Raw genomic sequence first — 23,910 nt, 5'->3', positions numbered from 1 at the left:
AGCGACGGCGACCCCGTAGATAACCCGCGCCACCTGGCCGCCTCCGCTGACCGGCTCGCGGCTGCCCAGCGGGATCTCGCCCGCAAGAAGCGGGGCAGCAAGCGCCGCCGCAAGGCCGTGGCACGGGCCGCCGCGCTGCACGCCAAGGTCCGCCGTCAGCGGTTGGACGACGCGCACAAGGCTGCCAATGCGCTGGTCCGCGGCTATGACGTGATCGTGCACGAGGCGTTGAAGATCACCAACATGACCAGGCGGGCCGCCCCGAGACCGGACGGCGAGGGCGGCTATCTGCCCAACGGCGGGTCCGCCAAGTCCGGGCTGAACCGTTCGATTCTGGATGCGGGTTGGCGGGTGTTCCTGACGGTCCTCGCGCACAAGGCTGAAAGCGCCGGTCGAGAGCTGATCGCAGTGAACCCTGCCAACACCTCCCGTACGTGTGCCCGGTGCGGGCACTGCGCGAAGGAGAACCGCCTCACCCAAGCCGAGTTCCGGTGCGTGTCGTGCGGGCATACCGCGCACGCCGACGTCAACGCGGCGATCAACATTCTCAGGGCAGGGCTTGCCCTTCGCGATGCTGCGGAAGCGGCTTAGCGAGAAGCCGCTCCCTTCAGGGAGCGGAGGAGTCACTAGGTGATGGGCAGGTCCCTGCAGCGGCGGAGGCCGACGAGCCCGGCGGCGATCAAGGCTACGGCGACGGCCGACAACCACACGAGCGGTGCCGCGCTGAACTGCCCGCCGGGAAGCCGGGGGAGGTGGGTGAACGGCGAGATGTCCAGGACCCATTCGTCGAACCCCAGCGCAGTGCCGACCAGGCCGAACAGCGCGCAGATCGCCAGCGCGCCCCAACTGACGGCCGTGAGCCGGGGCAGTAGGCCGAAAAGCGCGATCGTGATCGCGGCCAGGACCCAGACCGCGGGCAGTTGCACCATCGCGCCTGCCAGGACCCGCGGCAGCTCATGGCCGATGTCACTGGTGTTCAGCCCATGGGTCAGCCCCATGGCCAGCCCGGCGGCGGCCAGGACGGCGGCCGGGCCCAGCAGCGAGAAGACCAGATGGCTGCCCGCCCAATGGAACCGCCCGACCGCGGCGCCCAGCACCGGCTCGGCGCGCCCGCCGGTCTCCTCGTTACGCAGTCTGAGGCCGGCCTGGATGGCGTAGCCCGCCGCGATCAGGCCGAACAGCCCCATCATGCCGGCGAGATAGTTGTCGATGAGTCCTTCCGCGCCGCCGAGGCGAGCGAAGATGTCCCGCATCTGCTGGTTGTCGCGCACCAGATCCCCGACGCCCGCGGCGAGATAGCCCAGCACCACACCGAGGACTACGAACCCCGCGATCCAGCCGGCGAGCAGGCCGCGGTGCAGCCGCCAGGCCAGCGCCAGCGGCGAGCGCAGCCGAGGGGCTCCCCACGCGGGGCCGAGCCTCGGAGGGAGAATCCCGGCGCCGACATCGCGCCGTACGGAGAGCGCGACGGCCACCAGTGCGAACACCGCGGTGAAGCCGGCGGCCGGCGCGATGATCCACCACTGGTCGTCGCCATAGGGACTGATCCGCTGCACCCAGCCGATCGGGGACAGCCAGGAGAGCCCGGACAGCGGGCCGTCGGTCAGACCGCTGATGTCGCCGACGACCCGGAGGACATAGGCCGCGCCGAGGGTGACGATCGCGATCCCCCGCGCGCCGCCCGCGCCGCTGGTCAGTTGTGCCGCCACGGCCGCGACCGCGGCGAACATCCAACCGCTGGCGGCGAACTCCACGCCGAAGGCCCATGAGCCGGCGGTCGGCAGGTCTTGGCCGATCATGCCCAGGGCGAGGATCGTGCCGAGGATGAGGTTGGCGCCGAAAGTCGTGACCAGCGCCGCCGCCAGGCCGGCGTGCCGGCCGGTCACGGTGGAGCCGAGCAGTTCGCGGCGGCCCGCCTCTTCCTCGGTTCGGGTGTGCCGGATGACGGTGAGGATGCTGAACAGTCCGATCACGAGGGGGATGAACCCCGCTCGCCAGGCGACCAGCTCGCCGAGGCTGGAGCCGTTGAGGGGGCCGTAGAGCGCAACGAAGCCGGCGTTGTGCGCGCTGGCGGTGGCGTACAACTGCCGTCCCGCGGGCGTCGGGAAGAGCCCGTTGATGGCGGCGACGTAGGAGATGGGAATGACGCCGAGCGGCAGGACCCAGAGCGGCAGCAGGAACCTGTCCCGCCGGAGGATCAGCCGGATCAGCTTGCCGGTGCCGGTGAGCTCGTTCATCGCGATACCTGCGCGTCGTTCTCGGCGGCCGTGCCGTTCCGGTGGTAGTGCCGCAGGAACAGCTCCTCGAGGGTGGGCGGCCGGCTGACGAGGGTGCGCACCCCCACCGCGGTGAGGTGCCGCAGTGCCGAGTCCAGTGCGGCCGTGTCGACGTCGAAGCGCACGTGTCCGTTCTCCGTGCGCAGGTCGTGCACGCCGGGCAGGTCGGCCAGCCCGTCCGGCGGGCCCGCCAGCTCGGCCTGGATGGAGGTGCGGGTCAGGTGGCGCAGGTCGGCGAGGGTACCGGTCTCGACGGCTCGGCCGTCGCGGATGATGGTGAGACGGTCGCACAACGCCTCGACCTCGGCGAGGATGTGGCTGGACAGCAGCACGGTCCGATCGCCGCGGCGCTGTTCCTCCCGGATCGTGTCGCGGAACACCTCCTCCATCAGGGGGTCCAGGCCCGAGGTCGGCTCGTCGAGCAGCAGCAGCTCCACGTCGGAGGCCAGCGCGGCGACCAGGGCCACCTTCTGCCGGTTGCCCTTGGAGTAGGCGCGTCCCTTCTTCCGGGGGTCCAGGTCGAAGCGGTCCAGCAGGTCGTCACGGCGGCGTTTGTCCAGCCCGCCCCGCATCCGGCCGAGCAGGTCGATCACCTCGCCGCCGGAGAGGTTGGGCCACAGTGTGACGTCGCCGGGCACATAGGCCAGCCGGCGATGCAGCGCGGTCGCGTCCGCCCACGGGTCGCCGCCGAGCAACCGGGCGGTGCCCGCGTCCGCGCGCAACAGGCCCAGCAGGACCCGGATCGTGGTGCTCTTGCCCGCGCCGTTCGGCCCCAGGAAGCCGTGCACCTCACCGGTGCGTACGACGAGATCGAGACCGTCCAGCGCTTTTGTCGAGCCGAATGATTTGACTAACCCTGCCACCGATATGGCGTCAGTCATCGCGATGCTCCTCGGATTTACGGGGGTGTGCCCCCGCGGTCCATTTGGGGGGATGTGCTCTGGAGCTTGTCGAGGGCGGCCCGAATCGAGGCGGCGTCCTCCAGGCTGAGCATGGGGTGGGAGTAGAGGTCGATCAGCGTGCGGGCGAGCAGCAGGTCTCCCTCCGGGCTGAGCACCTCGACGCCCGTGACCCGGGATACGTGCTTGTGCAGGACCGTGATGGCCAGCGCCATCGCGGTGCCTACCGCAGCCCGGGTTGTGCGGTCGACGTCGGGAATGTCGGGACGGTTCTTGTCGGCCTCGGCGAGCCACTGCTCGCTCATCTGGACCATCGCGTCGAACAGCGGTGCGGCGCCGCCCTCGGCCAGGGCGCGCGCCAGATACCGCTGGTACGGCCCGATCGCGGCCCGGGCGGCGGCCACGTAGTTCACATCGCCCGTGGTCGGATGAGCCCGGACCTGGTCGTTGAGCCTGCTGATCAGCTTTACCAAGTGGGCGTCGCACGCCTCGCGCAGCGCTTGCTTGGAACCGAAGTGGTGGCGCACCAGCCCCGAGGACACCCCGGCGGTCTCGGCGATCCCGCGGATGGTCGCCCGCTCGAACCCGTGCTCGCCGAAATGCAGCAACGCCGCGTCTCTGATCCGGGCGCGAGCGGTGAGGTCCTCGGGATCCGGTCCGGTCATCACCACGGCAAGCCTGCTCTTATCCATGCATGTAGTGAACTATCCCTGTGAAAAGTACGCTACACGCACGTGTAGTAGCCGTCCAGTGTGCGTTGAAAGCCCGTGCTGGAACGCTCAGCCGGGCGGCTCCTGCGACATGTCGTCATGGTCGTCATGGGGAGCGGCTTGCAACACCCCCGTACGCGCGGCCGCCAGCGCGGCGTCCGCAGCGCGCTCCATATCCTGCGCGCTCACCGGTTCGTGCGTGACGAACAACCGGTAGTAGACCGGCGCAACCGCCACCCGGATCACCTCCTGGGCGTCGATGCCGGAGGGCAGCTCACCCCGTTCCACGGCCCGCCGTACCACCACAGCCGCCTGCCGGTGCCGTGCGGTCAGGAACTCTCGCAAGGCGACAGCGGCATCCGCGCTCTGCATGGCCGCGGCGACGAAGGCCGAAGCGACCGGCCCCGCCGAAGGGTCGGCGAACCCCGTGCGAACGAGGGCCACGACCCCACGAAGGTCCTCCCGGACGGAGCCGGTGTCAGGAATGGGCCAGGGCTCCTCGCGAGCCATCTCCAGGGCATCGGCGATCAGCCCTTCGACGCTGCGCCACCGCCGGTAGACGGTGGTCTTGTGCACGCCTGAGCGAGCCGCGACGCCCTCGACGGTCATCCCGCCGTATCCGCGCTCGGCCAGCTCGGCCAGGGTCGCCTGCAGTACCGCGTCACGAACCCGGGCGCTGCGCCCGCCGGGGCGCTTGAGGCTCTCCAAAGACAACTCCAGTTGCATTAATTTTCACTGCGCACTAGCTTAAAGCTACAGTAGTTGCGATTGGAGCTCGATCTGACCACCCAGGCTTTCTTTGCGCGGAGCCACCAAGCCCGGTGGCGTGCGGCGAATCCTCGGCAACCTGTCGCCGGTGATCGACCCTGATGAGCGGGTGGGCATCGTCAGCGAGAGCGGCTCGGGCAAGTCCACCCTTTCGCGCATCCTGGCGGATGCCTCCCAATGGTGCGGCCTGGCCGACCTCCTCACCTGAGGCATATTTCTGATTTGGAAGGATTTGCTGTTGATACCTGACCCGATGACCGTCCATCCGCTGCCGGCGCACGAACGGGTGGTCTTCCTCAAACCGCTGGTCAGCTCGCCGACGATCGCGGTGGGTGAGTACACCTACTACGACGATCCCGACGGCGCGACCGGCTTCGAGCACCGCAACGTCCTCTACGCCTACGGCCCGGAACGGCTGATCATCGGCAAGTACTGCGCGATCGCCTCAGGCACCCGCTTCCTGATGGCCGGCGCCGACCACCCCACAATGGGCGTGTCCACCTTCCCGTTCACCATGTTCGGCGGCGAGTGGACCGAGCGCACCCTCGACATCGTCACCGGCATGCCCAGCCGCGGCGACACCGTCGTCGGCAACGACGTCTGGTTCGGCTACCAGGCCACCATCATGCCCGGCGTGCGGATCGGCGACGGCGCCATCATCGCGGCCGGCGCCGTGGTCACCGCCGACGTCCCGCCCTACACGATCGTCGGCGGAAACCCGGCGAGGACCATCCGCCGACGATTCGACGACGCCGACATCGAAGGGCTGCTGCGGGCCGCCTGGTGGCACTGGCCGGTCGACCTGGTGACCGAGCACGCCCGCACCATCATGGCCGGCACCCCGGCCGACATCGTCCGCATCGCCACCGAACACGGACGGGAAAAGGCTCTCTGACCCATGTGTCCGTCGACGAGTCTGGCGTGGCCGGCCGCGTCGACCGACCGCACGCCATCACCACCGACGGTGCGTAGTAGCGGTAGGCGTCGCGAGCCTCGTCGAAGGCGAACACGTGGTCGATGACCGGGCGGGCGCGGACCCGACCGCCATGCTCCACGGCACAGGCCAACGCACCCCGTACGGTGTTCCGCAACCCCGGTGAACCGGCCACCCGGCGACCTGGCAATCTCTTAGCCGGTACATCCGCAGGATTCAGGGGCTTTGTGGGGGAAACGAGTGGACGGGCTCACGTCAGCGCAAGTGGCTGTATCGAAACGCAACGACGTACCGCGCAGGTCGAGCAGATCCTTTGGCGCGATCGTCAGAGCCAACGTCCTCACCCTGTTCAACTTGGTGATCGCCATCCTGTGGCTGCTCATCATGATCTTCGGAGAGTGGAAGGACGGCCTGTTCGGCCTGGTCATCGTGGCCAACTCACTGATCGGCATCGTGCAGGAGCTCCGCGCGAAACGCACTCTCGACCGCCTTGCCGTGGTCAACGAGGCCCCGGTCAGAGTACGTAGGGACGGCGCGGAGCGGGAGATCGAGCCGCGCGACATCGTGCTCGGCGACCTCATCCTGCTCGGGCCAGGCGACCGGCTGCTGGTGGACGGCGAGGTCGTCGCGTCCGAGGGGCTGGAGGTCGACGAGTCGCTGCTGAACGGCGAGGCCGACCCCATGCACAAGGAGCCGGGCGACCGGGTGCTGTCGGGCAGCTTCGTCGTCGCGGGCTCGGGCGCGTTCACCGCCACCAAGGTCGGCGAGGACGCCTACGCTGCCCGCCTGACCGCCGAGGCCAGCAAGTTCGCCCTGGCCAGCTCGGAGCTGCGCGACGGCGTCACCCGCTTCATCAAGTACATCACCTGGCTGGTCGTCCCCATCGGCGCGCTGCTGATCTACAGCCAGGTCAGCCACCACGCCGACTTCGGCACCGCGATCACCGGCGCCGTGGCCGGCATCGTCACCATGATCCCGGAAGGGCTCGTGCTGATGACCAGCATCGCCTTCGCCGTCGGCGTCGTCCGCCTGGGCCGCCGCAAGTGCCTGGTGCAGGAGCTCCCCGCCATCGAGGGCCTGGCCAGGGTGGACGTCCTGTGCCTGGACAAGACCGGCACCCTCACCGCAGGCGGGATGGACCTCGGCGAGGTGCTGCCGCTGCGTGACGGCGAGCCTGTCGAGGACGCTCTCGCCGCCCTCGCCAACGCCGACCCGCGCCCCAACCCCACGGCTCAGGCCATCCAGGCCCGCTACCCCTCCGCACCGCCCGGCTGGACGGCCAGGGACCGGGTGCCGTTCTCCTCCGCCCGGAAGTGGAGCGGCGCGGACTTCGACGGCCACGGGGTGTGGATCCTCGGCGCTCCGGACGTCCTCATCGACCCTGGCAGCCCCGCGCATGCCGAGGCGAGCGCCCTCGCCTCCACCGGTGCCCGCGTGCTCGCGCTCTGTCGCGCCCCCGGCCTGGACGGGCAGGGCGGGGAGGCCGTCGCGCTCGTCACGCTCACGCAGCGCCTGCGCCCCGACGCCCAGGAAACCCTGGCGTACTTCGCCAAGCAGGGCGTCACCGTCAAGGTCATCTCCGGCGACAACCCGCGGGCCGTCTCCGCCATCGCTACCGCCCTCGGCATCCCGGGGGGTGACAAGGCGGTTGACTCGCGCACCCTCCCCGAGGACGACCCCGACAAGATCGCCGAGATCCTCGACGCCAACACCGTCTTCGGACGGGTCACCCCCCAGCAGAAGCGGATGTTCGTCGGCGCGCTCCAGTCGCGCGGCCACGTGGTGGCGATGACCGGCGACGGGGTCAACGACGTACTCGCGCTCAAGGACGCCGACCTCGGCATCGCGATGGGCGCGGGCAGCCCCGCCACCAAGGCGGTCGCCCAGGTGGTCCTCCTGGAGAACCGCTTCGCCACTCTCCCTTACCTGGTGGGCGAAGGACGCAGGGTGCTGGCCAACATCGAGCGCGTCTCCAACCTGTTCCTCACCAAGACCTTCTACGCGATCACGCTGTCGCTGCTCACCGGCGTGATCGGGCTAGCCTTCCCCTTCGCGCCGCGGCACTCCACCCTGGTCAACGCGCTCACCATCGGCGTCCCCGCCTTCTTCCTCGCGCTGGCGCCCACCATCCAGCGAGCCGAACCGGGGTTCGTGTCCCGGGTGCTGCGCTTCGCCGTACCCGCGGGAGTCGCGTGCGCGGCCGCGGTGCTCCTGTCCTTCTGGGCCGCGCACATCCCCGCCTCCACTCTGGAGCAGGACCGCACCTCTGCCGTCATCACCCTGTTCCTGGTCAGTTGGTGGGTGCTCATGCTGGTCGTACGCCCGATGACAGCTTGGCGGATCGGCCTCGTCGCGGCCATGGCGGGGCTTTTCGTACTCGCGCTCGCAGTCCCGTTCGTCCGGGACTTCTTCGCCTTCGACACCGACGGCCCCTCCAACGAGCTGATCGCCATCGGCATCGCCGCCGTCGGGGCCGCGGTCATCAGCCTCGCCGTCAAACTCACGCCGCCCTTGGGAGCAACCCGATGATCAGTGCGCGACGGTGACCACGATCTTGCAGCGGATCCTTTGCGAGGCCGGTCTCATCCGGCAGTACTACGTCGGCACCTCACGGATGAACGCGCTGAGACGCGACGAGATCGACGAGCTCGTCATGGGTGTACGGCCTCGGGTAGTACCGCATGACCTCTGGGTCGCCCAAGAGCTTCGCCATGTCATCGAGATCGTCAACCGTCATCTCCCGGAAGACCAATCTCTGGGTGGGGGATGGTGGGCGGCGTCGATGCTTCACCAAGTTCCCTTCATCGGGGGGCTGTCCGTGTGTATCCGCCATCCGACGGCTCCAGTACTCGCAGAGAGAGCGGATCCAAGGGACATGGGTTCGAACTCATAGGAGATCCTTGTTACGATAGGTGCCATGGAGATTGAGGTCGACAGAATCTAGCCACCGAACTGCCGGTGGCTTTCATCCGTGTGGGCGATGCCCACGCTGGTGAAAGACCGTTCTCCTAGCGCAGCAGCGTGAGTCCGCCCGTCCGAGGCGTTGACACCTCTGCGTGAAATTTGCCGGCACGTTCGCACCGCACCGACCTCGGTCCCCGGTTTGTGCCTCCGAACGCGCGCGACTTCGATCCTCCCCGTGCCCATCCATCCATCGCCCAGCACTCGGGCAGCGGCCCAGCGCCGCACGCAGATGGTGCCCCGGCAGCCCTGATCGAATCTCTCGCCGCAGTGACTCACGGCCCGTGGTCGGTTGTCCCGCCAGTTCCGTTGGCATTCGACCACTCACGAAAGGCCATGGCCATGCAGCACCGCACGTCGTGCGCGGGCTAACCGTGCGCGGCGTGCACGCGACGAGGCGACGAGGCGACGGCAGTTCGGCACCGGCATTGATGCCGCTTGCGGTCAGCTCCACGCCAAATACCTCGCGGCGGACCCCACGATCGCTGCTCCGTCAACACCGAACTGATCCCCGTCACGCCCCTCCGCAGCTGACGGGAAGAAAGAAGAGAAAGACCACCCATGTCCACAAAGTCCGCCATCACATTCCGCGATCTGACCTTCGAATGGCCAGACGGCACCGTTGCGCTCTCGGGCGTCAACGGCACCTTCAGCACCGGCCGCACCGGCTTGATCGGGCGCAACGGTGCCGGGAAGTCGACGCTGCTGCGGCTGATCGCAGGCATCCTGCAGCCGACCGCCGGCCAGATCGACTCCATCGGCGAAGTCGGCTACCTGCCTCAGACGCTCACGCTCCGGCAAGAGGCGACGATCGCCGAGCTCCTCGGGATCGATGAGATCATCGCCGCGATGAGGGCCATCGAGTCCGGGGACGTCGACGAGCGCCACTTCGACACGATCGGCAATGACTGGGACATCGAGTCCCGCGCCGACGAAGCCCTACACCAGATCGGATTCACCGCCGGAGACCTCGACCGCCGCGTGGCCGAGGTCTCCGGCGGAGAGGCGATGCTCATCGCTATCACCGGGCTGCGTATCCGCCGCACTCCGATCACCCTGCTCGACGAGCCCACGAACAACCTCGACCGGCCTACCCGCGCCAAGCTCGCCGACTTCGTCGACAACTGGCCGGGGACCCTCGTCGTGGTCAGCCACGACCTCGAACTGCTGGAGCACATGGAGAACACCACCGAGCTCTACGGCGGCACCCTCGACACCTTCGGCGGCCCTTACAGCGCCTGGAAGGAACACCAGGAGCAAGAGCAGGCGGCGGCGGTCCAAGCCGCGCGGTCGGCCCAGCAAGCGCTCAAGGTCGAGAAGCGGCAGCGCGTCGAGGCAGAGACGAAGCTGGCGCGCAGGGAGCGCACTGCGAAGAAGACCCAGAGGGACGGCGGCATCCCGAAGATCCTGGCGGGCAACCGCGCCAGCAAGGCCCAGGCGTCCGCGGGCTCGATGCGCTCCACGCTCGACAACAAGGTCCAGGCGGCCCAAGCCGCAGTCGACGCCGCGGACGCTCGCGTACGCGAAGAGGAGCGCATCACCCTCGTCCTGCCTGATCCCGACGTTCCGCGCGGAAGGCGCCTCGCGGAGCTGCATGACCAGGACCGCACCTTCGTGATCCAAGGGCCGGAGCGGGTCGCGCTTGCCGGGGCGAACGGCACCGGAAAGTCGACTTTGATCGAGCAGCTCATCCGCGGCACGGCTCCCGCGCCCGATCGGCCGCATGGGCGTCTCCTGACCGAGCTCGTCGGCTACCTCCCGCAGCGTCTCGACGGGCTCGACGACGATGCGAGCGCGATGGCGAATGTGCAGTCGGTCGCCCCTGGGACGCCAGCAGGCACGATCCGCAACCAGCTCGCCCGGCTTCTTCTGCGGGGCGACAGCGCCGATCGTCCGGTGCGTACGCTATCCGGCGGCGAGCGGTTCCGCGTCTCCCTCGCGCGACTCCTCTTGTCGGAGCCGCCGGCTCAGCTGCTGGTCCTGGATGAGCCCACCAACAATCTCGATATCGCCAGCGTCGAGCAGCTCGCGGAGGCCCTCGATGCGTACCGCGGGGCCCTTCTCGTCGTCAGCCACGACTTCGCGTTCCTCGAGCGGATTGGAGTCGACACTCTCATCGAGCTCGGCAGGGACGGCCGTATGCATCGACGCCGAGACCTGAACATCTGATGGTCTTGGATCGAGCGCGATGAGGCGTTAAGGAGCGTTCTACCGCTCCGCGCTGTATCCCCTCCTGGCCCGCATCAACGCCTACCTGATGCGGTGGTCGCGCAACAAGTACAAGCGGCTGCGGGGCCGTAAGAATGCCCAAGCCCAGTGGAGACGGTCGTGAAGTCGCGGCCGAGATTCGTCGCCCACTGGGTCTGGGTGAACACGGTCCCGACAGTCTGGTGACCAGAACGACGAGAGCCGTGTAACGAGAGATTGTTACGCACGGATCCGTGGGAGCCCCGGACTGAGACGTCCGGGGCGACCCGACCGGTGGCACCCGTCTTTGGGCTACGCTACAAGTATTCAGGAAGCCTTAGAAGGCAGGTTTATAAGGTGGCCGAAGAACCTACAAGTGCGGCGCTGTTCCTGCCGCAGCTCATCAATCAGGCGTTCGATCTGATCCTCGACGAGCTCTACCACCACCTTGTCGAGGCCGGACACGAGGATCTGCGACCCACCCACTGCCTGAACGTGTTCCGGTTCATGGACTGTGACGGCACCCGGCCCACCACGCTGGCCCGCCGAGCCGGGATGACCCCTCAGGCGATGAGCGAACTCGTGGGCTACCTGGAACAACGCGACTACGTGCGACGTGTCCCTGACCCGACCGATGGCCGGGGCCGTGTCGTCATCTACGCCGACCGTGGGATCCATGCCGCCGAGATCAGCGCCACCTACTTCGCCGACATGGAGGCCCGCTGGGGTGCCATCGTCGGACCCGACCGCCTCCAGGACATCAAGTCCGCTCTCGCTCAGATCCTCGACGCCTCCCCAGCTCACGGCGCCCACACACCGAGAGTCTCAGCACCATGAACCGGTCATCTGGAGCACTCGTCGACTACTGGGACCGGCAAGCAGCCACCTACGACAGAAGATTGGCCGGGGCCGAACGCCGGTTCTTAGCGGACAGCCGCCGCTGGGTCTGCGGCCGGGCCCGCGGCACCACTCTGGAGATCGCCATCGGCACCGGCGCCAACCTCCGCCACTACCCCGACGACGTCGACCTGACCGGCATCGACTGGAGCCCCGCCATGGTCCAGGCCGCACGCCGGCAGGCAGACCGGGTCCACCGGGCCGTCAGGCTCCACCAAGCCGACGCGACCGCGCTGCCCTTCCCCGCGGGGACCTTCGACACCGTCGTCAGCACCTTCGCCCTGTGCTGCATCCCCGACGAACGCGCCGCTCTCATCGAGGCGCTCCGCGTGCTGCGGCCCGGGGGACGCCTGCTGCTAGCCGACCACGTCGCAGCGTCCTTCTGGCCACTGCGTGCACTCCAGCACGCCGTGGACCTGATCAGCGTCCCCCTGCAGGGCGAGCACTACACCCGCCGCCCCGTCACCACCCTGCGCGGCCTCGGTGCCACCATCGAGGAGACCGAGCGCCTGACCATGGGCGCAATCGAACGCGTCAACGCCCGTAAGCCCCATTGACCCGAACGGACCCGTGGCCTCACGAACACTCGGTCAGCGGACGGCGGACCTCCCCTGCGACATCGAGATAAGCCACCTCGAACGAGTCACCGCTCGTGCGACGGCCCCCTGGATCGACCGCAACGACACGTCCAGACGGCCGGGTAGGTGAGCAGCGGTTCGAGCCAGCCGGGCGTGACCCCCTTGGGGGTAGGGCGGCCTGCTCACGCAGCATCGCCAGGGCGCGGGCATGAAATCCGGGTGCGGTCATAGGGTGCGGCGCAAGACCTGCCTGGCGTTCGAGGTTGCGCAGTTGGACCGTCAGGTCGCCCTCGACGACATTGTGCGCGGTGCCGGAACGGCCGATCGGCAGCACTTCCTGGCCGCGCATGTCTTCCAACATCAGAGCGAAGGCGTTGGCGGCCGCGCCTCGCTTCGCCTGGACTTGGCCGCGCCCTGCGTCTTGGTGGAGGCGGCGGGCAGGATGTGGAGGCGGCGAGGGCGGCGCCGATGGGCTGACGCCGGGTGGGCTGTGTCATCGTGTGTCCTTACTGTCCACTTGATGAAGTCGAGCAGGGCCTGGTTGGCCTCGGTGGTGTGGGTCCACAGCAGGCCGTGCGGGGCGCCCTCGACCTCGACCAACGTCGCGCACACAGGCGGTCTTGGCGCCGCACTGTCATAGATTGCTGTCCTGTCTTTCAGATGGATCGGACTCCCGGAGCGACAGGAGCGGAACCTTGCCACCAACCGGCACCACGATCCGGATCCGAGTCCGGATGAGCGCTCGCCCCACCGACGAGCCGCACCGTGTCTCCAGCCAGCTCGAGCTCCTGTTCGACCTCACCTTCGTCGTCGCGGTCGCCAGCGCCACCGCCCAGTTCGCGCACGCCATCGCCGACGGTCATGGCCTCACCGGTTCGATCCCCTTCCTCCAGGTGTTCTTCGCGATCTGGTGGGCGTGGATGAACTTCACGTGGTTCGCCTCGTCCTACGACACCGACGACGTCGCCTACCGGCTGCTGACCATGGTGCAGATGGCCGGCGTGCTGGTCCTGGCTGCCGGTGTGCCCGCCGCGGCCCGTCACTCCGACTACGGTGTCGTCACGCTGGGCTACCTCATCATGAGGATGGCGCTGGTGGTCCAATGGCTGCGGGCCGGCCTGGAAGATCCGGCGAGCCGCCGCACCGCGCTGCGTTACGCCGTCGGCATCAGCCTTGTACAGGTGGGATGGCTACTTCGCCTCGTCCTGCAGGAGACGGGTGTCCTGCACACGTCCTTCGGGCTGCCGTCCTTCATCTGCCTGGTCGTCTTGGAACTGGCGGTGCCACGGTGGGCGGAACGGGTCAGGCGTACGAACTGGCACCCGCACCACATCGCCGAACGCTACGGTCTGTTCACGATCATTCTGCTCGGTGAGAGTGTCCTGGCCGCGAGCAGGGGAGTTGCGGGAGCGCTCGAAACGGGCCGGATCAGCGGCCCCTTCGTCGTCATCGCCGTCTCCGGCCTCGTCCTGCTGTTCGCTCTTTGGTGGCTCTACTTCCTCGTGGAGCCCGGGGAAGGTCTCGGTGACCGCCGTCATCGGTCGTTCCTGTGGGGATACGGCCACTACGGCATCTTCGCGGCCTTGGCGGCCTTGGGCGCCGGGCTCGAAGTGGCGGTGGAGCAGAGCGGGCACGGGGTGCAGGCACCGTCGTTGGCACTCGGCTACGCGGTCGCCATCCCGGTCGGTGTGTTCCTCACCCTGATTTGGGCGGTGAACGCGCTTGTCGTCGCACAGCCGATCACCCATCCCGTCGCGGTCCTGGCCTGCGTCACCGTCATCGTGTCGCTGCCACTCGCGACACCCTCGATCGGTGTGGCCGCCGTGGTCGCGGCGATCGCGGCTGCCTGCGTGCTGTTGGTCGCCGTTACGATCGCGACCGGTGCGGTTCGGGGCCCGCGTGGCGATGCGTCGTCATAGCGGATGACCACGCGGCTGGAGTGAGGTTTTCGGCGGGTCCTCTCGGCAAGGGTGGTTCAGGCGATGTGCCGCAGCAATGCAGCGACCGCCGCGGGCGGCTCGCCCGGGGGCCGTACCACCATCACCCTCCAGCTGGGTGCGTGCCGGGCGAACCGGTACGTCGGCAGGTCGGGGAAGTGGTTCGCGATAGACGGCGGCATGATGCAGACGCCCAGGTTGTTGCGGACCAGCTCGGACGCGGCCACGATGTCGTTGACTTCGAAGGTCGTGCTGCGGTCGACACCGGCGGCGCGAAAGGCCAGGTCGACGGCGTGGCGGATCGCCCAGCCGGGGGTGAAGTCCACCAGGGGCAGCCGGGCGACCTCGGCCAGTTCGACCCTGCCCTCAGCGGTTCTCGCGATGAGGTCCCGCTGCGGTGAAGCCACCAGGACCATGTCCTCGCGGGACAGCAGCCGGGTCACGAGCCCCCGCTGCTGCTGACGGTCGAGCGCCACCACCGCCAGATCGACGGTGCCCTCGCGCAGGGCCTGCCGAATGTCGGCCACCGCGGCCTGGCGCAGCTGGACCACCACTCCCGGGTGCTCCGCCCGGAGCGCGGCCAGCGCGTGGTGCAGTCCCGCCCAGACACCCTGCATCGTGCCGACGGTCACCCGGCCGCGCAGTTCTCCCTTGGCCGCATTGACCGCCTCGCGCGCCAGTTCGGCGGCGCGCAGCGCCGCTCGTGCCGCGGGTACGAATGCTTCACCGGCCGGTGTCAGCGACACGCGGTGTGTGGTCCGGGTGAACAGGGGAGTGCCGAACTCGCGTTCAAGGGCGCGGACCGTCCCGGAGACGGCGGACTGGACCACGTGCAGACGCCTCGCCGCCGCTGTGAACCCACCCGCCTCAGCCACCGCGACGACAACTTCCATCTGCCGCAGGTCCATCATCCGCTCCCAGTGCCACAGCGCCCGTCCAGGGCGACGATCTTCACTGCATCGTAGGCGGACGAGGCGCTCACGGCCCCGGTCGAACCAAGGTGAGCGTCGACGAGGTGCTCCGCCGAGAACCAGGTCTGCAGGTTCCCTGGTACGGATCATCTGCGAGACAGCGGCGTGTTATCCAGACGCGAGCGACGCTAGGCGGGGAGGCCGGGGGTGAGTCGTCCAGGGGTGCATGCGGTGATGGCCAGGAGCGCACCGCTGTCACCTCCGGGGCGGGCGTCGGCCAGTGCCCCGGTGCTCAGTGACCCAGTAGAGCAGTGCCAGGACCGGCAGGGCCGCGCCGAGGACACTGACCGCGCCCCAGCCGCCGGCGTGGTAGGCGATCGAGCCGAGCTCGGACCCGAGGGCGCCGCCGAGGAAGAAGGTGGCGATGAAGGCGCTGTTGAGGCGGGCTCGGGCGTTGGGATCGAGCTGGTAGATGGTGTGCTGGCCGAGGATGAGGGTGGTCTGGACGGCCATGTCGAGGACGATGGCGGCCAGGGCGATCAGCACGATGCTGCGCTGACCGAGGCCCGCGACGGCGAAAGCCAGCGCGGCGACGGCGAGCGCGGCGCCGGTCATGGGCCGGGTCAGTCTGCGGTCGGCCCAGTGGCCGGCGAGCGGGGCGATGGCCGCACCGGCGGCTCCGACGAGCGCGAACACGCCGACGCCGACGGGGGAGTAGTGGAAGTGGGGGCCGGTGAGGACGTAGGAGACAGTGGTCCAGAAAGCGCTGAAGGCGCCGAACATCGCCGCCTGGTACAGGCCGCGGCGCAGCAACTCCGGGTGTGTGCGCACCAGCGTCACCGTGGAGCGCAGCACATGGTGGTACGGCACGGACGTGGTGCGCGCGTGCTGGGGCAGCGCAGCCCGCAGCGCCATGGCCAGGACGGCCATCAGGACGGCGGAGCCGAGGTAGACGACGCGCCAGCCCGCGATGTCGGAGACCAGGCTGCTGAGCGTGCGGGACAGCAGAACACCGGTGAGCAGGCCGCTCATCACCCGACCGACAATGCGGCCGCGTGCGTGGTCAGGGGCCAGGCTCGCGGCGAAAGGGACCAGGATCTGGGCGACGACCGACGTGGCGCCGCTGATCATGGAGGCGGCCAGCAGCATGGGGAAGCCGGTCGCGAGACCGGCCGCGACCAGGGCGAGGGTGGTGATCGTCAGCAGTGCGGTGATCAGGCCGCGCTTCTCCAGCCGGTCACCGAGGGGGACCAGGAAGAGCATGCCGATCACGTAGCCGACCTGGGTGAGGGTGATCAACGCGCCCGCGGTCGCGGTGCTGATGTGGAAGACGTCGCGCAGCGACGAGAGCAGAGGCTGCGCGTAGTAGAGGTTGGCGACCGTCGTACCGGTGGCGACGGCCAGCAGGGCGATCAGCCAGCCCGGTACACCGTGAGCGGGCTCTGCACCGACGGTCTTCCGGCGCGGAATGCGAAGTGCGGATGACTTGGACACGGAGACCTTCTTCGTAGGAAGGGGCACCTTGCTCGGTGCTTTCACGGGGCACAAGCGCTCGACGACGCTCGCCGCTTCCCCACTCACGGCGATGGTTCGAGATGTCGGTTATCTCGATGGGAGATCGCCGCCGTCGGCGCGCGTCCTCGGCTCGTTCGTCCATGGGGATTAGGTCGCTGATGGTTCTCCCGCGGGCTGCTGCTTGTGATCGTGTTCTGAGTGGGGAGAGCTGTTGCGACTGTTCGTCGGGGATGACTGGGCCGAGGCGCATCACGATGTGGAGGTGATGGACGCATCCGGCCGCCGGTTGGCCAACGCCCGCCTGCCCGAGGGCGTGGCGGGGATGGCCCGGCTGCACGCGATGATCGCCGAGCAGATCGGTGAGGCCGCGGACATGATCCGCACCGACTCCCACCAGCTGCGCCCGATCGCCGGCGACAGCGCGCAAGCCGAGGCGATCAAGGTCGGCGTGTCCGAGGTGAGCACTCGAGCGTGCGCTCAGTGCGCCCCTGGCCGGCCGCGCCGGCCAGGGGCGCCATCGATCATCCGGTCATGGCCGCGTGCAACCGAAGGTGGGTCTCCGCCTCCGCGTGCCGGTTGGCCCGCTGGAGGGTACGGCCCAGCAGCAGGTGGGCGTACTCCTCTGTGGGATCACGCTCGATGACGGCACGCAGCTCTGCCTCGGCTCCGCGCAGCTGGGCGGAGTGGTAGTAGGCGCGGGCCAGCAGCAGGCGGGCCGCCACGTTGCCCGGCTCGGCGGCGACCACCGGTGCCAGGATGCGGGCGGCGCCGATGTAGTCCTTGAGCTCGAAGAACATCCGGCCGCGAGCGAACTCCTCGGCCAGGGTCGCGGTCATGGCCGCTCCTTTCCGTCGGTGTGCGGCATCCGCTTGGCGGGGACGACGCCCAGGCGGCCGGCCTGGTAGTCCTCCATCGCCTGCAGGATCTCGGCGCGTGTGTTCATCACGAAGGGCCCGTAATGCACGACGGGCTCGCGGATCGGCTGCCCGCCGAGCAGCAGCACCTCCAGGTTCGGCTCGGCCTGCGGCTGCCGCGGGTCCGCGGCCAGCGTGAGCGCCCCGCCGGGTCCGAAGAGGGCCAGCTGCCCCTTGCGGATGGGCGCGTGCCCGGCACCCACAGAGCCCTGGCCTGCCAGTACGTAGGCAAGTGCGTTGAAGGCGGGATTCCACGGTATGTCCAGCGTCGCGCCCGGGCTGACGGTGGCGTGCACCATCGTGATCGGGGTGAACGTGATCCCGGGCCCCTGGTGACCGTCCAGCTCGCCGGCGATCACCCGCAGCAGCGCGCCGCCGTCGGCCGAGGCGAGCAGCGTGGCCTCGCCACCGCGGATGTCCTGGTAGCGCGGCGGGTGGAACTTGTGCGCCCGCGGCAGGTTGACCCACAGCTGGATCCCGTGGAACAGCCCGCCGGACACCACCAGGTGCTCCGGCGGCTTCTCGATGTGCAGCAGCCCGGAGCCGGCGGTCATCCACTGGGTGTCGCCGTCTGTGATCGTGCCGCCGCCGCCGTTGGAGTCCTGGTGGTCGAAGATCCCGTCGATGATGTAGGTGACGGTCTCGAAGCCGCGGTGCGGGTGCCAGGCCGTGCCCTTGGGCTCGCCGGGCGCGTACTCGACCTCGCCCATCTGGTCCATGTGGATGAACGGGTCCAGGTCGGCGAAGGAGACCCCGGCGAACGCACGCCGTACGGGGAAGCCCTCCCCCTCGAAGGCGCTGGGCGCGGTGGTCACCGACCGGACCGGGCGCTGGACGGCCGCGGCGGGATCGGGCACGACCACGCGGGGCAGCGTCAGCGTGTTGGCGGTGATGGCGGGCATGGTCCCTCCAAGTTTGGTTGAATGTTAAACATTCAACTTGCGGAACAGTTCTGGCGTGAGAGAAATTCCACGAACTCACGCTGCTCAGCGCCTCAGTCGAAGCGCAGGTCGGAGAGCGGTGACGCCCTCCGCTCACAGCCGGCGCTCGTTCGCACGCGCCGTGGAGTCGCGGACGACCAGGGACACAGGAAGCAGCAGCGAGCGCGGGGGCCGCGCGGGCTCCTCGATGCACTCGAGCAGTGTGTGCGCCGCCTCCACGCCGATGCCGTGGTGTGGTATGCGGACCGAGGTCAGCGCGGGGCGGAGCTTGTCCAGGAAGGGCATGTCGTTGAAGCCCACCACGCTCATGTCCTCCGGGCACGAGATGCCGCGCTCGGCGAACACGTCGTAGCAGCCCAGCGCGATGAGGTCGTTGCCCGCGACGACCGCCGTGAACCGTGCCCCCCTGTCCAGCAGCAGGCGCAGCGCGTGGGCGCCGTCGGCCTCGCTCCAGCGCGCGCATTCCACGACGAGTGACGGATCGTCCTCCAGGCCCCGGTCGCGTACGGCGTGGCGGAAGGCCCGCGCTCTGGCCACTCCGGTCGAGGTGGTCTGCGGCCCGGAAAGGTGGGCGATGCGGGTGTGCCCCAGCCTGGCCAGGTGTTCGACGGCCAGCGTCACCCCGGTGACATCGTCGGCCGTGACGTAGGGGGTCTCCAGGTCCTCGACTCTGCGGTTGACCAGCACCATGCGAACACGGCGCCGAGGGAGTGGATCGTGGTGCCCGGCGGAAGTGGGTGGGTACGACCACCGTCGGAGTCGACAGTGCCTTGCGCGCTGTCGTGCTCCACCGACCGAATAAAGTCGGCCAGGTGGTCCGCGGCGCGGGCGTGCCGTGAGCTGACAAGTCCCGGAGGTGAAACATGGCGGAGGCCGTCGACGCATCGCGTACGGTCATCCTGACCGTGGACGACGACCCGGCGGTGTCCCGCGCCGTCGCCCGCGACCTGCGCCGCCGCTACGGCGACCGGTACCGCGTGGTCCGCGCCGAGTCCGGTGAGTCGGCGCTGGAGGCTCTGCGTGAGCTGAAATTGCGGGGCAGCCACGTCGCGGTGCTCCTGGCCGACTACCGCATGCCGCGGATGAACGGCGTCGAGTTCCTGGAGCAGGCCCTCGACCTGTTCCCCGGCGCCCGGCGCGTGCTGCTCACCGCCTATGCCGACACCGGCGCCGCGATCGACGCCATCAACGTCGTCGACCTCGATCACTACCTGCTCAAGCCGTGGGCCCCGCCGGAGGAGAAGCTCTATCCGGTGCTGGACGACCTGCTGGAGTCCTGGCGGGTCACCGACGGCAAGGAGACGCCCACCACCAAAGTGGTCGGTCACCGCTGGTCGGCACGCTCCTCGCAGATCCGGGAGTTCCTGGCCCGCAACCAGGTTCCCTACCGCTGGTACTCGGCCGACGAACCGGAAGGCCGGCGACTGCTCCACGCCGCGGGCCAGGACGGGCTTCGGCTGCCGCTGGTGGTCACCCCGGACGGCACCGCGCTCGTGGAGCCCGAGGAGCGTGAACTGGCGGGCCGGGTGGGGCTGTCGACGACTCCGGCGGCCGACTTCTACGACCTCGTCATCGTTGGTGGCGGACCGGCCGGCCTGGGCTCGGCCGTGTACGGAGCCTCTGAAGGGCTGCGGACGGTCCTGGTGGAGCGCGAGGCGACCGGCGGCCAGGCAGGTCAGAGCTCACGCATCGAGAACTACCTCGGTTTCCCCGACGGGGTTTCCGGGGCGCAGCTCACCGACCGGGCGCGGCGTCAGGCGACGAAGTTCGGGGCCGAGCTGCTGACGGCGCGCCAGGTCACCGGGTTGGAGGTGCGGGGCGCGGCGCGCACACTCCGGTTCTCGGACGGTTCCGAGGTCTCCGCGCACTGCGTGATCCTGGCGACGGGCGTTTCGTACCGGCAGTTGGACGTGCCGGGCGCCACCGAGTTGACCGGGTGCGGGGTGTACTACGGAGCAGCCCTGACCGAGGCTCCCGCGTGCCAGGGGCAGGACGTGTACATCGTCGGCGGGGCGAACTCGGCCGGCCAGGCCGCGATGTTCCTTGCCCGGAGTGCCAAGTCCGTCACCCTGGTGGTGCGCGGGTCATCGCCGGCCGCCTCGATGTCGCACTACCTTCTCCAGCGGGTCATGGAGTCCCCGGTGATCTCGGTGCGCACCGACACCGTCGTGGAGGCCGTTCACGGTACGGAGCATCTGGAGAAGCTGACGCTGCGCAACACGGTGAGCGGAGAGACCGAGACCGTGGAGACCCAGTGGATGTTCGTGTTCATCGGGGCCGCGCCGTTGACCGACTGGCTGGACGGCACGGTGCTCAGGGATCCGCACGGGTTCGTCCTGACCGGTCCCGACCTGTCGCCGGACGGGCGCCCGCCCGCCGGATGGACGTTGGACCGGCCGCCATACCACCTGGAGACCAGCGTGCCGGGCGTGTTCGCGGCGGGCGACGTGCGGGCCGAGTCCGCCAAACGGGTCGCCTCCGCGGTCGGCGAGGGGGCCATGGCCGTCATGCTCGTGCACCGCTATCTGGAGCAGTCATGACCCGACCCGGAACGCACTGCGACGAGGAAGAGCTGCGCTCCCTGTTCCTTTTCGAGAAGCTCTCCGACAACCAGCTCGCCCGGCTGTGCCGGGACGGCCGGGTGGAGTGGTCCGACCCGGGCACGGTCTACCGGGAGGGCGACTCGGCCGCGTACCTGTACGTCCTCTTCGAGGGCACGGTGGTGCTCTCACGCCGCGTCGGCGGTGAAGACGTGGACGTCAACCGCACCTCCATGCGCGGCGTGTACGCCGGGGCCTTCCAGGCGTACCTGGGCGACCAGGTGCCACAGGTCTACAACAACTCGATGCGGGTCACCGAGCCCTCCCGGTTCTTCGTCCTGCCCGCGGAGACCTTCGCGGAGATCATGCGCGACTGGTTCCCCATGGCCGTCCATCTGCTGGAGGGGCTGTTCTTCGGGACCAAGAACACCCAGCAGGCGATCGGCCAGCGCGAGCGCCTGCTGGCCCTCGGGTCGCTGACGGCCGGGCTCACACACGAGCTCAACAACCCGGCCGCCGCCGCGGTGCGGGCCACCGCCGAACTCCGGGAGCGGGTGGCCGGAATGCGTCACGGGCTCGGCGACATCGCGGCCGACCCGATCCGGCGGGACAGCGTCGACGCGCTGACCAGGATTCAGGAAGACACCGCCGAACTCGCCGCACGGGCCCCCGCCCTCAGCCCACTGGAGGCCTCGGACCGGGAGGACGTCCTGACAGACTGGCTGGACGAACACGGCATCGCCAACGGATGGCAGCTCGCGCCGACGTTCGTGCAGGCCGGTCTCGATATCCCCTGGCTGGACCGGATCGCCGCGGCCGTGCCCCCGGACGTGCTCGACGCGGCCGTACGCTGGCTGAACTGCACCGTCGAGACCGAACTCCTCCTCAGCGAGATCGAGGACTCGACCACCCGCATCTCCGCCCTGGTCGACGCGGCGAAGCACTACGCGCAACTCGACCGCGCGCCATACCAGCACACCGACGTACACGACCTGCTCGACAGTACGCTGGTCATGCTCTCGCAGAAGATCGGGGCGCGCGTCAGTGTCGTCAAGGACTACGACCGCACGCTGCCCGAGATTCCGGCGTGCCCCGGCGAGCTCAACCAGGTGTGGACCAACCTCGTCGACAACGCGCTCTCCGCCATGGGCGGCACGGACGCAGACGGCACACTGACCGTCCGCACCGCACGGGACGGCGACCGCCTGCTGGTCGAGATCGGCGACACCGGCCCCGGCGTGCCTCCCGAGATCCGCGACCGCATCTTCGACCCCTTCTTCACGACCAAACCCGTCGGCGAGGGCACCGGGCTGGGCCTGGACATCTCCTGGCGCATCGTCGTCGGCCGGCACGGCGGCGACCTGCGGGTCGAGTCCGTGCCCTGCGACACCCGTTTCCAGGTCCGCCTCCCGCTGTCTCCCGCCGACCCGGACACCTCCGAGGAGTTGCCATGAGTCCCGAGCAAGCGATCGACCCCGCCGTTCCACCGAGCGGCACCGGCTGCGTCGAGTGCGACGCGACCGGCGGATGGTGGGTGCACCTGCGGCGTTGCGCCCTCTGCGGCCACATAGGCTGCTGCGACGACTCGCCGTCCAAACACGCCACGGCGCACGCCAAGGAGACGGGACACCCGGTGATCCGCAGTTTCGAACCGGGCGAGGAGTGGTTCTGGGACTACACCACCTCGGAGTTCTACGAATCCGGGCCCGCGTTGGCGCCGCCGGAGAGCCGCCCCGTCGACCAGCCCGTCCCCGGGCCCGCCGGGCGGGTGCCCGCCGACTGGGCCGAACGCCTGAGTGGCGGGTGACCGAGCTACTGCGCCCGACCTGCGGTGCCCGGCGGGGTTGGCACTCCGGCCGACGACGATAGGCACCCTCGAACGGACGGACTGAGGCGCATTCTCGCCCTCGGCCTGGGCACGAATACCACGCGCACGCGTACCAGCACATACCGCAACCATCGGTGAGCCGTGGCCAGGAGGGGACTCTGCGCGCGGCCGTGCGCGGATCGGCGACAGTGAGGGGGACACATGAACGTCGGTCTCGGGCTGCCCATCAGCGAACCCGAATGCCTGCTGGAGTGGGCGCGGCGCGCGGACGATGGACCGTTCAGCACACTCGGGCTGCTGGACCGCCTCGTCTACGACAACCCCGAGCCATTGGTGGCACTCGGCGTGCTCGCCGGGGCCACCTCCCGGATCCGGGTGCAGACCGAGGTGCTGCTTGCCCCGCTGCGCGAGCCCGCGCTGCTGGCCAAGCAGGCCGCGACCCTGGACCGCATGTCGGGTGGCCGTTTCACGCTCGGTATCGGCCTGGGGGCGCGGCGGGACGACTACGAGGCGGCGGGGGTGGATGTGCACACCCGGGGAGCTCGGCTGGATGAGACGATGACAGTGATGCGGCGTGTGTGGTCCAGCGAGCCGTACGGGAAGGGGATCGGCCCGATCGGCCCGGCGCCCGCCCAAGCGGGCGGCCCGGAGGTGCTCTTCGGAACCTTCAGCCAGGCCGGACTTCGGCGCGCGGCTCGCTTCGGCGACGGCCTGCTGTGCGCAGCCCACCTCGCCGAGGCCGCCCGCCAGTTCCGGGACGCCGAGCAGGCGTGGCAGGCAGAGGGCCGCGCCGACCGTCCGCGGCTGGTCGCGCAGTTCAACGCCGTCCTGGGGCCGGACCACCTGATCGAGCAGGCACGCGAGTCACTGCATACCTACTACGGGGGCCCTCACTATATGAACCTGCCGGCGGGGTTCGCCGAGGACGCGGTGGCAAGCATGCTCACCACCCCCAGCCAGATCCATGACACGCTTGTCCAGATGAGCGATGTCGGTGCCGACGAGGTCATGCTCTACTGCTGGGCGCCGGATGTGGCCCAGGTGGATCGCTTCGCCGAGGCGCTGGGCGAGCAGGGGATGCCCGCGCGATGAACTGATCCAGCGCAGGCACTGA

General features: G+C 69.3%; 25 protein-coding genes. 12 read left to right on the top strand and 13 right to left on the bottom strand.

Annotation, left to right across the window (positions count from 1 at the left end):
- A partial coding sequence (locus QSK17_RS31865) for an RNA-guided endonuclease InsQ/TnpB family protein (RefSeq protein ID WP_285709477.1) occupies positions 1–591 on the top strand: 591 nt, incomplete at its 5' end.
- A 35-nt stretch (positions 592–626) separates the two neighbouring features.
- Here the strand turns inward: QSK17_RS31865 and QSK17_RS31860 are convergent.
- From QSK17_RS31860 to QSK17_RS31845, 4 genes are all read right to left on the bottom strand, one after another.
- Complete coding sequence (locus QSK17_RS31860; protein WP_285709476.1) at positions 627–2,237, bottom strand: ABC transporter permease; 1,611 nt, start codon at positions 2,235–2,237, stop codon at positions 627–629.
- Positions 2,234–3,157 (bottom strand): ABC transporter ATP-binding protein, encoded by a 924-nt coding sequence (locus QSK17_RS31855; protein ID WP_285709473.1) that lies wholly within the window; start codon positions 3,155–3,157, stop codon positions 2,234–2,236. The genes QSK17_RS31860 and QSK17_RS31855 overlap by 4 nt, the downstream gene beginning before the upstream one ends.
- A 17-nt stretch (positions 3,158–3,174) precedes the next feature.
- Entirely contained in the window at positions 3,175–3,867 is a 693-nt protein-coding gene (locus QSK17_RS31850; protein WP_285709471.1) for a TetR/AcrR family transcriptional regulator, read from the bottom strand.
- A gap of 87 nt (positions 3,868–3,954) precedes the next feature.
- The gene (locus QSK17_RS31845; protein ID WP_352231880.1) at positions 3,955–4,593 is read right to left on the bottom strand and encodes a TetR/AcrR family transcriptional regulator; all 639 of its coding nucleotides are present in this window, start codon (positions 4,591–4,593) and stop codon (positions 3,955–3,957) included.
- A 118-nt stretch (positions 4,594–4,711) separates the two neighbouring features.
- On the opposite strand from QSK17_RS31845, the gene QSK17_RS31840 reads away from it, so the two are divergent.
- The 3 genes from QSK17_RS31840 (at position 4,712) to QSK17_RS31830 (ending at position 8,116) form a co-directional block, all read left to right on the top strand.
- Entirely contained in the window at positions 4,712–4,861 is a 150-nt protein-coding gene (locus QSK17_RS31840; RefSeq protein ID WP_285709470.1) for an ATP-binding cassette domain-containing protein, read from the top strand.
- A 27-nt stretch (positions 4,862–4,888) separates the two neighbouring features.
- Complete coding sequence (locus tag QSK17_RS31835) at positions 4,889–5,548, top strand: CatB-related O-acetyltransferase (RefSeq protein ID WP_502889332.1); 660 nt, start codon at positions 4,889–4,891, stop codon at positions 5,546–5,548.
- A 396-nt stretch (positions 5,549–5,944) separates the two neighbouring features.
- On the top strand, positions 5,945–8,116 hold the full coding sequence (locus tag QSK17_RS31830) for an HAD-IC family P-type ATPase (RefSeq protein ID WP_285709481.1): 2,172 nt from the start codon (positions 5,945–5,947) through the stop codon (positions 8,114–8,116).
- Between the two features lie 79 nt (positions 8,117–8,195).
- On the opposite strand, the gene QSK17_RS36330 is transcribed toward QSK17_RS31830, so the two are convergent.
- Positions 8,196–8,300, bottom strand: a complete 105-nt coding sequence (locus QSK17_RS36330; protein ID WP_352231881.1) for a GNAT family protein — start codon at positions 8,298–8,300, stop codon at positions 8,196–8,198.
- A gap of 809 nt (positions 8,301–9,109) precedes the next feature.
- Here QSK17_RS36330 and QSK17_RS31825 point away from each other — a divergent pair.
- The 3 genes from QSK17_RS31825 to QSK17_RS31815 all read left to right on the top strand — a co-directional run bounded on the left by QSK17_RS31825 (position 9,110) and on the right by QSK17_RS31815 (position 12,189).
- Positions 9,110–10,717 (top strand): ABC-F family ATP-binding cassette domain-containing protein, encoded by a 1,608-nt coding sequence (locus QSK17_RS31825; protein ID WP_285709466.1) that lies wholly within the window; start codon positions 9,110–9,112, stop codon positions 10,715–10,717.
- 375 nt (positions 10,718–11,092) lie between these two features.
- Positions 11,093–11,572 carry a MarR family winged helix-turn-helix transcriptional regulator gene (locus tag QSK17_RS31820; protein ID WP_285709465.1) on the top strand — a complete coding sequence of 160 codons (480 nt, stop codon included), beginning with the start codon at positions 11,093–11,095 and terminating at the stop codon, positions 11,570–11,572.
- Complete coding sequence (locus QSK17_RS31815) at positions 11,569–12,189, top strand: class I SAM-dependent methyltransferase (RefSeq protein WP_285709462.1); 621 nt, start codon at positions 11,569–11,571, stop codon at positions 12,187–12,189. Before QSK17_RS31820 ends, QSK17_RS31815 begins: the two co-directional genes overlap by 4 nt.
- A 19-nt stretch (positions 12,190–12,208) precedes the next feature.
- Here QSK17_RS31815 and QSK17_RS31810 read toward each other — a convergent pair whose 3' ends face one another.
- Both QSK17_RS31810 and QSK17_RS31805 read right to left on the bottom strand, forming a co-directional pair.
- Positions 12,209–12,571, bottom strand: coding sequence for a hypothetical protein (locus QSK17_RS31810; RefSeq protein WP_285709459.1), 363 nt, complete (start codon positions 12,569–12,571; stop codon positions 12,209–12,211).
- Positions 12,571–12,822, bottom strand: coding sequence for a hypothetical protein (locus tag QSK17_RS31805; RefSeq protein WP_285709456.1), 252 nt, complete (start codon positions 12,820–12,822; stop codon positions 12,571–12,573). The genes QSK17_RS31810 and QSK17_RS31805 overlap by 1 nt, the downstream gene beginning before the upstream one ends.
- A gap of 122 nt (positions 12,823–12,944) precedes the next feature.
- Between QSK17_RS31805 and QSK17_RS31800 the strand changes: the two genes are divergently transcribed.
- On the top strand, positions 12,945–14,129 hold the full coding sequence (locus QSK17_RS31800) for a low temperature requirement protein A (protein WP_285709454.1): 1,185 nt from the start codon (positions 12,945–12,947) through the stop codon (positions 14,127–14,129).
- A gap of 56 nt (positions 14,130–14,185) precedes the next feature.
- Here the strand turns inward: QSK17_RS31800 and QSK17_RS31795 are convergent, their stop codons facing one another.
- The 6 genes from QSK17_RS31795 to QSK17_RS31770 all read right to left on the bottom strand — a co-directional run bounded on the left by QSK17_RS31795 (position 14,186) and on the right by QSK17_RS31770 (position 19,118).
- Positions 14,186–15,040, bottom strand: coding sequence for a LysR family transcriptional regulator (locus QSK17_RS31795; RefSeq protein WP_285709452.1), 855 nt, complete (start codon positions 15,038–15,040; stop codon positions 14,186–14,188).
- Between the two features lie 273 nt (positions 15,041–15,313).
- Positions 15,314–16,552, bottom strand: a complete 1,239-nt coding sequence (locus QSK17_RS31790; RefSeq protein ID WP_285709449.1) for an MFS transporter — start codon at positions 16,550–16,552, stop codon at positions 15,314–15,316.
- A 270-nt stretch (positions 16,553–16,822) separates the two neighbouring features.
- On the bottom strand, positions 16,823–17,038 hold the full coding sequence (locus QSK17_RS36495) for a hypothetical protein (RefSeq protein WP_502889333.1): 216 nt from the start codon (positions 17,036–17,038) through the stop codon (positions 16,823–16,825).
- A 56-nt stretch (positions 17,039–17,094) separates the two neighbouring features.
- Positions 17,095–17,409: a tetratricopeptide repeat protein gene (locus QSK17_RS31780; RefSeq protein ID WP_285709448.1), complete on the bottom strand. Its 315-nt coding sequence runs from the start codon at positions 17,407–17,409 to the stop codon at positions 17,095–17,097.
- Entirely contained in the window at positions 17,406–18,389 is a 984-nt protein-coding gene (locus QSK17_RS31775; RefSeq protein WP_285709446.1) for a pirin family protein, read from the bottom strand. Before QSK17_RS31775 ends, QSK17_RS31780 begins: the two co-directional genes overlap by 4 nt.
- A gap of 132 nt (positions 18,390–18,521) precedes the next feature.
- A complete protein-coding gene (locus QSK17_RS31770) occupies positions 18,522–19,118 on the bottom strand; it encodes a LacI family DNA-binding transcriptional regulator (protein WP_285709444.1) in 597 nt (198 codons plus the stop codon).
- Between the two features lie 173 nt (positions 19,119–19,291).
- Between QSK17_RS31770 and QSK17_RS31765 the strand changes: the two genes are divergently transcribed.
- The 4 genes from QSK17_RS31765 to QSK17_RS31750 all read left to right on the top strand — a co-directional run bounded on the left by QSK17_RS31765 (position 19,292) and on the right by QSK17_RS31750 (position 23,888).
- A complete protein-coding gene (locus tag QSK17_RS31765; RefSeq protein WP_285709441.1) occupies positions 19,292–20,968 on the top strand; it encodes an NAD(P)/FAD-dependent oxidoreductase in 1,677 nt (558 codons plus the stop codon).
- Positions 20,965–22,422 (top strand): ATP-binding protein, encoded by a 1,458-nt coding sequence (locus QSK17_RS31760; RefSeq protein ID WP_285709438.1) that lies wholly within the window; start codon positions 20,965–20,967, stop codon positions 22,420–22,422. Before QSK17_RS31765 ends, QSK17_RS31760 begins: the two co-directional genes overlap by 4 nt.
- Positions 22,419–22,775, top strand: coding sequence for a UBP-type zinc finger domain-containing protein (locus QSK17_RS31755; RefSeq protein ID WP_285709435.1), 357 nt, complete (start codon positions 22,419–22,421; stop codon positions 22,773–22,775). Before QSK17_RS31760 ends, QSK17_RS31755 begins: the two co-directional genes overlap by 4 nt.
- Before the next feature lie 222 nt (positions 22,776–22,997).
- Entirely contained in the window at positions 22,998–23,888 is an 891-nt protein-coding gene (locus QSK17_RS31750) for an LLM class flavin-dependent oxidoreductase (RefSeq protein WP_285709434.1), read from the top strand.
- The last annotated feature ends 22 nt before the right edge of the window (positions 23,889–23,910 follow it).

It is taken from the genome of Microtetraspora sp. NBRC 16547 (assembly GCF_030268965.1).
Taxonomy (GTDB): Bacteria; Actinomycetota; Actinomycetes; order Streptosporangiales; family Streptosporangiaceae; genus Microtetraspora.
Note: the sequence above shows the minus strand (reverse complement) of the source record. Positions and strands in the feature narration are given on the sequence as shown.

Bases quoted from the DNA above. Each gene is read 5' to 3' on its own strand.
- QSK17_RS31860 (WP_285709476.1), bottom strand. From the start codon at position 2,237: ATGAACGAGCTCACCGGCACCGGCAAGCTGATCCGGCTGATCCTCCGG.
- QSK17_RS31750 (WP_285709434.1), top strand. From the start codon at position 22,998: ATGAACGTCGGTCTCGGGCTGCCCATCAGCGAACCCGAATGCCTGCTG.
- QSK17_RS31855 (WP_285709473.1), bottom strand. From the start codon at position 3,157: ATGACTGACGCCATATCGGTGGCAGGGTTAGTCAAATCATTCGGCTCG.
- QSK17_RS31850 (WP_285709471.1), bottom strand. From the start codon at position 3,867: ATGGATAAGAGCAGGCTTGCCGTGGTGATGACCGGACCGGATCCCGAG.
- QSK17_RS31815 (WP_285709462.1), top strand. From the start codon at position 11,569: ATGAACCGGTCATCTGGAGCACTCGTCGACTACTGGGACCGGCAAGCA.
- QSK17_RS31760 (WP_285709438.1), top strand. From the start codon at position 20,965: ATGACCCGACCCGGAACGCACTGCGACGAGGAAGAGCTGCGCTCCCTG.
- QSK17_RS31795 (WP_285709452.1), bottom strand. From the start codon at position 15,040: ATGGAAGTTGTCGTCGCGGTGGCTGAGGCGGGTGGGTTCACAGCGGCG.
- QSK17_RS36330 (WP_352231881.1), bottom strand. From the start codon at position 8,300: ATGGCGAAGCTCTTGGGCGACCCAGAGGTCATGCGGTACTACCCGAGG.
- QSK17_RS31825 (WP_285709466.1), top strand. From the start codon at position 9,110: ATGTCCACAAAGTCCGCCATCACATTCCGCGATCTGACCTTCGAATGG.
- QSK17_RS31800 (WP_285709454.1), top strand. From the start codon at position 12,945: ATGAGCGCTCGCCCCACCGACGAGCCGCACCGTGTCTCCAGCCAGCTC.
- QSK17_RS31765 (WP_285709441.1), top strand. From the start codon at position 19,292: ATGGCGGAGGCCGTCGACGCATCGCGTACGGTCATCCTGACCGTGGAC.
- QSK17_RS31780 (WP_285709448.1), bottom strand. From the start codon at position 17,409: ATGACCGCGACCCTGGCCGAGGAGTTCGCTCGCGGCCGGATGTTCTTC.
- QSK17_RS31810 (WP_285709459.1), bottom strand. From the start codon at position 12,571: ATGTTGGAAGACATGCGCGGCCAGGAAGTGCTGCCGATCGGCCGTTCC.
- QSK17_RS31755 (WP_285709435.1), top strand. From the start codon at position 22,419: ATGAGTCCCGAGCAAGCGATCGACCCCGCCGTTCCACCGAGCGGCACC.
- QSK17_RS31775 (WP_285709446.1), bottom strand. From the start codon at position 18,389: ATGCCCGCCATCACCGCCAACACGCTGACGCTGCCCCGCGTGGTCGTG.
- QSK17_RS31770 (WP_285709444.1), bottom strand. From the start codon at position 19,118: ATGGTGCTGGTCAACCGCAGAGTCGAGGACCTGGAGACCCCCTACGTC.